Genomic DNA, 6,039 nt, shown 5'->3' on the forward strand with positions numbered 1-6,039 from the left:
TTACATTCACAAATACCAGCAACTTATCAAGACCGATAACGGAAAATTGTTGAAACTACTTGAGTTTCGCGATAAAATCTTCCGAACACTCATGATTACAAATGTGCGCCAGCGGAGGGAGATTATGGGAATTTTTTGTAAATTTTTCCTCTTGGTGCAAAAGCTGCAAATATTACCGTGTCATCTTCAAAAAAGAACCCTATGCGATACTTTCCTTTTCGGTAGCGAAATGCGTTCGGATGACCTTTTAATTTTTTAACACCGGAATTTTTTTTTTAGTGATTTTGCAGACTCGAAAACAGTAATGCTTTGCAAAATCACTTGAGCAAGCTTTTTATCACTGACTTTCCTGAGATCGTTTTCAAATCCATGCAAAAATCTAATCTTCATTAGTATAAGGAGCCTGGCCTTCGTTTAAAATGTTGTGAAGTTGATCAATAATATTTTCTTTCTCAACAAGTGGTGTATTTAGATTCTCCAACATTCGGCTGAGTAATTGTTCATCCTGAAAATCTTCGAGTGTTGTAAATTTTGTTCCCAAACGTTCAGCCAGTTCTATATAAAATTTGAGTTCGGCTTTATCTTTTGTTTGTATAATGATGGTTTCCATTTTGTGTATTGTTTGGTTCAAATATACGTTATTAAAACAGAATGGGTTTCTTTTTTACTTGTTTGAAAAATGCTGTTGTGTAATTATTTAATGTCCATAAATTACACCGATTCAACTAATTGTTACCGGGTAGGTAAATTTTCCGCCTCTGACCCCCCTTTGACATCCCCCCACATTCCTTACGCAGACATTTCCCCCAATTGGGGAAACAAAGCGGAAGATTTTATTCTTTAGGAGGGGACCAACGCATGTTGGTGAGGTGGTTGAATGTGTTTGTTTTTTCTTTACCCCTCACCCTGTCGGGAGCTCCCCTCTCGAGGTGAGCCAGTGTTGAAGATTGGTTTTATCATGTCTGACTACCTCTGACTCCTAAAGGAGGACGTTCTTAACGTGATCCGTATTTGTTTTCGTAGTGTAACTGGCTTTTCTTTCCAACCTTCAGGGGGTTGAAAACGCCTGAAGGTTGTTACGGCTTCGGTAAAACCTTATCTATTTCTCAGACAACCTTAGTAGCAGGAAGCGGTAAGCGCTGCAATAAGCTTATTTGTTGTGTAAAGCAATGGGTAATGGTGGTCTTGCAGTTTATGGAAAATATTTATAAATATCGGATCGGTGATCAAAAGCAGCAAAAATAACTGTGTCTTTCTGAATATATATACCAATTCTGTAGTCACCCAAGCGTATTCTATAAGTGTTATTGTAGCCTTTAAGTTTTTTTAATTTTCGAATATTGTTTAACGAATTGGCTTGCTGTGTTTGCTGAATGATATCGAGCAGTTTCTTTTTGGTTGCCCTGTCTGCTGACTTAACAACTTGTTTTTGAAACTTCTTTGTGAACTCAATCTTCATCTTTTTGAGTATCGAGTGATGACAGAAAATTTGCTTTTTCTTCCTCTGCTAACAGACCGGACTGCAGTCCTTCTTTTACGGAATAAAACAGGCCTATTTCTTCTGCTTCTTTATCACTTATTTTTTTCGCACTGAAGTTTAGTTTCTTTGCCAACTCGAGAATCAATTTTGCATCAGATTCAGATTCACCTCTAAGTATTATTGTTTTCATCAATGTGCTGTTTAATACAAATATACGTGTTTTTGTATGAAGTGTTTTTTTGACGTTTAACGATAATCCGTTATTTTTTACTTCTGACTTTTTTGTGGGGAGCCAGCGTTGAACTGATTTCGTTGTTTGACTATTTGCACTCCCGACGCTGAAGAAGGAATTTCTGTTAATTAATTTTTTTATGATTAAACCTTCAAGGTTTAAAAAACACTTGAAGGTTATTTGTGTTTCTGATAAAACCTTATTACCTAGTCGGATAACTTTTGCATCTGTTTGTTTTTACCCCTGATCCGCCAGCTGGCGGAGAGCGTTCTAAACGTGATTTGTATTCGTTTTTTGTTTTTTCTTGGGGTGTAACTGGCTTTTCTTTCAAACCTTCAGGGTTTGGGAAACGCCTGAAGGTTGTTGGTGCTATGGTAAAATCTTATTTCCTAGTCGGATAACCTTAGCATTTGTTTGTTTTTACCCCTGATCTGTCAGTTGACGGAGAACGTTCTAAACGTGATCTGTATTCGTTTTTTTTGGTTTTTCTTAGGGACTAACTGCTTTTTGTGATTTAAACTTTCAGGGTTTGGGAAACGCCTGAAGGTTATTCGTGTTACGGGAATAAAACCTTATTTATTTCTCAGACAACCTTAGTAGCCATTGTTGTAAATACAGTATAACCTTATTAAGCTTATTGTTGCTTCATCGAACTTTTCCAAAGTTCCAATCGTTGGAAAAGGTGACAAGGGAATAATTTTTGTTATGCTTTTAAATAATGTTGGTACATTAATTTTATGCCTTCTTCCAGTTCGATATTGTGTTTCCAGCCCAGGCGGTGTAACTTCGATGGATCGGTTAGTTTGCGCATGGTGCCATCGGGTTTTGTACTATCAAACCGAATGGTTCCCTGAAAACCAATTTCCTTCTGAATAACCTCGGAAAGCTGTCTGATCGAAATTTCCTTGCCGGTTCCAATATTGATATGGGTATTGATCACCTCTCCATCACATTCGGCCTTTACATCCTCAAAATTCCGGTTCTCCATTAAAAACACACAGGCATCGGCCATGTCTTCCGACCACAGGAATTCGCGCATCGGTTTGCCGGTTCCCCAGAGGTTGAGAGAGACTGTGAGACAGTGAGATATTGAGCACTGAGACTGTGAGACTGTGGGAGTATGTGATGGTGTGATTTCACTATCTGCTTGTTCCGCTTTAATACCGTATTTAGCCAGGATTTTAAGGATGTCTTCCTTATCGGCTTTGCCTTTAACTCCTTCCACCGGGCGACGGTTCAGGTCTTCGCGGATAGCATCCCAGTTGTTGTCTTCCAGGCATTTCGATAAATGGATTTTACGTACCATAGCCGGTAAAACATGCGAGGTTTCCAGGTTAAAATTATCGTTAGGCCCGTACAGGTTGGTGGGCATCACCGAGATAAAATTGGTACCGTACTGCAGGTTATACGACTCGCACATTTTTAAGCCTGCAATTTTGGCAATGGCATACGGCTCATTGGTGTATTCCAGTGTATCGGTTAACAGGCAATTCTCCGGCATGGGCTGGGGAGTCTGTTTGGGATAAATGCAGGTTGATCCCAGAAACAACAGTTTTTTTACGCCATGCACATACGACTGATGGATGACATTATTCTGTATCTGCAGGTTTTCGTAAATGAATTGCCCGCGGTAGGTGCTATTGGCGATTATCCCACCCACTTTTGCTGCTGCCAGCACCACATATTCCGGTTTCTCCTGTTCGAAAAAATCGGCTACCGCCTGCTGGTTCATCAAATCCAGTTCTTCCAGCGTTCGGCCTATAAGATTTGTATAACCTTTGTTTTTAAAATTTTTCCAGATGGCTGAGCCCACTAGGCCTTTGTGTCCGGCGATGTATATTTTGGCGTCTTTTTTCATCTCTTTAGAATTGTTTATTCCATATAACTTACGATGAATTTTGGGTGTTGTTGTTTTATTTTTACCTCTTATCCCTAAAGAGAAACGTTTTTAAGGTGATCTATGTTCGTTTTTTGTTTTGTCTATGGGGTAATTGTCTTTTTACGATTTAAACTCTTCAGAGTTTTCCCCCTGATCCGCTAGCTGGCGGAGGACTTTTATAATGTGATTTGTAATTGTTTTTTGTTTGGTCTTCGGGTGCAACTGTCGTTTTTCATTTAAACCTTCAGGGTTTTGGAAACGCCTGAAGGTTGTTCGTGTTACGGTAAAACTTATTTACTCCTCCGATAACCTTAGTAGCTATTGTTGTGCCACCCGGCATAAGCTTATTAACCTTATTGTTGGGCTGCAGCTTTGCTAGCTTGTTTTATCATCACGCGAAAGGATTCGCGCGGTAGCGGGGGAATTCAGGGTATTAGCTATAGTGCCCAAGTGCGGATACGATGACGACCGTAATCACTTCCTCTTCAATGCGGTAGATTAGCCTGTTCTTTTTGTCTATTCTTCGGCTCCAATAACCCGAAAGTTCATGTTTTAGTTGTTCCGGGCAACCAATTCCGCTTGTAGGATTTAGTTGTAATTCCTTTAAAATTGTATGGATTTTCCTTAGTGCAATTTTATTTCCTGCTTTCCGGTAGCTTCGAATTTCTTTATCTGCTTGTGGCAAAATTTTAATCTTGTACATCAGTGTCAGGATTTTTTAAATAGTTGCTGATATCTTCTTCGCATTTTAAGATAACAGCATCTTCCTGATGTTTTTCTGATTCCTGTATTTTTTTTAGAAACTCAGGATTGTAGAGGCTTTTTTCGAATGGTATTTTCATGGCTTTTAAAACCGATTTTATAGCCTTCAGTTGTTCGTTGTTTTGTGGATGTATTGTTAATGCTTCCATTGTTTTTATCTGAATCTACAAGGTACAAAAAAATATTTATTTGAAATACTTGCAATTTGTGATCCGTTCTGTTGATTTAAACCGTCAGGGTTTGTGCTACCATCCAGCTTATTCATTTTTTCAAACCATAGTAGCTTTTACCCCTGCCCCTGACCCCTAAAGGGGGACGATCTGAACATGACCTGTATTTGTTTTCGTAGTGTAACTGGCTTTTTTTATTTAAACCTTCAAGGTTTAAAAAACACTTGAAGGTTGTTCGTGTTACGGTAAAGCCTTGTTTCCTCCTCCGATAACCTTAGTAGCCTTTGTTCTACCCTCGACATAAGCTTATTAACCTTATTGTTGGGCTGCAGGTTTGCTAGCTTGTTTTATCATCACGCGAAAGGATTCGCGCGGTAGCGGGGGTTTTATCATCACGCGAAAGGATTCGCGCGGTAGCGGGGGTTTTATCACCACGCGAAAGGATTCGCGCGGTAGCGGGGTAAATAGATTTGACTTACCAGTTACGTTGCTTAACAAATTCAAGTGTGGTGTTTATATTCGCCAGGAGATAATCACATTTTTCTATGACTTCAGGAACCAGCCCGGTGATGGCTTCAGGAATGTATTCATGCGTTATCTGATTTCTCAGGTCGCGGACTTCCAATAATTGATCTGCGGAGTTTATGAGCTTCATTTTTTCAGACTGGTTCAGTAAATCAATAAATGGGATAAACGGTTCGTGTAATAAGATCCATATGGTACGTATTACTTTTTGAGTATAAAGGTCGGAGGTACGTCCAAATTTCGATGTGAGAGAATCAAAGCTTTCCATTTCTTCAAAGCTGTATTCTTCTTTTCTCCCAATTTGCATGCATTTGGAAACCGACAATTTTAATGTGCGAACCGATTTATCCAGAAGATCCAGTTCTTCTCTCAGTAGCTGAATGGTAAGCTTTTCTTTATTGGTCATTTTTAAATAAGCTTTGCATCGTTTACTATTAACTGTTTAAAAGTGGAATCCTCGGTTTTGGTAAAATTAACCAAATCCAGTTTTTGCCAACCAAAGGTTTTATAGAATGAAACCCGAAAGTTTCGGATTTTTTTTGCATCAATTTTCTTTTCCGAAAGTAGAAGAATATCAATATCACCACCTTTCAGCTGGTTGTTTACCCTTGATCCAAATAGATAAACTTCTGATCCGGGAAACAGTTTTGCTGCCTGTTCTTTGATAAATTTCCTTATTTCCGGTTTTAGTCGCATACTTCAAAATTAGTGTTTTTTGGATGTAAATAAAACAACTTCCAGCTTTAGAATATCCGGTTTAATTTTTATTGGTTAAACCTTCAAGGTTTAAAAAACACTTGAAGGTTAATCGTGTTACGGTAAAACCTTATTTCCTCGTCCGATAACCTTAGTAGCCATTGTTCTACCCCCCGGCATAAGCTTATTAACCTTATTGGTTGCTTAATAAATGTTTCATCTATCTTTTCCAAAGTTTGGAACTTTGGAAAAGGTTGTAGGAACTATAGATGCTGGCTTGTTTTATCACCACGCG

The 6,039-nt window shown here is 38.8% G+C and carries 8 protein-coding genes; all 8 read right to left on the reverse strand.

Going from position 1 to position 6,039, the window contains the following annotated elements; translation table 11 throughout:
* Positions 1–379 precede the first annotated feature (379 nt).
* The 8 genes from BMW53_RS20315 to BMW53_RS20350 all read right to left on the reverse strand — a co-directional run bounded on the left by BMW53_RS20315 (position 380) and on the right by BMW53_RS20350 (position 5,744).
* Complete coding sequence (locus BMW53_RS20315; protein ID WP_038563134.1) at positions 380–610, reverse strand: P-loop NTPase family protein; 231 nt, start codon at positions 608–610, stop codon at positions 380–382.
* Between the two features lie 582 nt (positions 611–1,192).
* A complete protein-coding gene (locus BMW53_RS20320) occupies positions 1,193–1,459 on the reverse strand; it encodes a type II toxin-antitoxin system RelE family toxin (RefSeq protein ID WP_038563131.1) in 267 nt (88 codons plus the stop codon).
* Complete coding sequence (locus tag BMW53_RS20325) at positions 1,449–1,670, reverse strand: hypothetical protein (RefSeq protein ID WP_038563129.1); 222 nt, start codon at positions 1,668–1,670, stop codon at positions 1,449–1,451. Before BMW53_RS20325 ends, BMW53_RS20320 begins: the two co-directional genes overlap by 11 nt.
* Before the next feature lie 745 nt (positions 1,671–2,415).
* The gene (locus tag BMW53_RS20330; protein WP_074781161.1) at positions 2,416–3,570 is read right to left on the reverse strand and encodes a GDP-L-fucose synthase family protein; all 1,155 of its coding nucleotides are present in this window, start codon (positions 3,568–3,570) and stop codon (positions 2,416–2,418) included.
* A 454-nt stretch (positions 3,571–4,024) separates the two neighbouring features.
* Entirely contained in the window at positions 4,025–4,294 is a 270-nt protein-coding gene (locus BMW53_RS20335) for a Txe/YoeB family addiction module toxin (RefSeq protein ID WP_081804927.1), read from the reverse strand.
* A complete protein-coding gene (locus BMW53_RS20340) occupies positions 4,281–4,502 on the reverse strand; it encodes a DUF2683 family protein (RefSeq protein ID WP_038563123.1) in 222 nt (73 codons plus the stop codon). The genes BMW53_RS20335 and BMW53_RS20340 overlap by 14 nt, the downstream gene beginning before the upstream one ends.
* A 496-nt stretch (positions 4,503–4,998) precedes the next feature.
* Positions 4,999–5,454, reverse strand: a complete 456-nt coding sequence (locus tag BMW53_RS20345) for a hypothetical protein (RefSeq protein WP_074781163.1) — start codon at positions 5,452–5,454, stop codon at positions 4,999–5,001.
* A 2-nt stretch (positions 5,455–5,456) separates the two neighbouring features.
* Positions 5,457–5,744, reverse strand: a complete 288-nt coding sequence (locus BMW53_RS20350; protein ID WP_051568101.1) for a nucleotidyltransferase domain-containing protein — start codon at positions 5,742–5,744, stop codon at positions 5,457–5,459.
* Positions 5,745–6,039 lie beyond the last annotated feature (295 nt).

The organism is Draconibacterium orientale, from assembly GCF_900111425.1.
Taxonomy (GTDB): domain Bacteria; phylum Bacteroidota; class Bacteroidia; order Bacteroidales; family Prolixibacteraceae; genus Draconibacterium; species Draconibacterium orientale.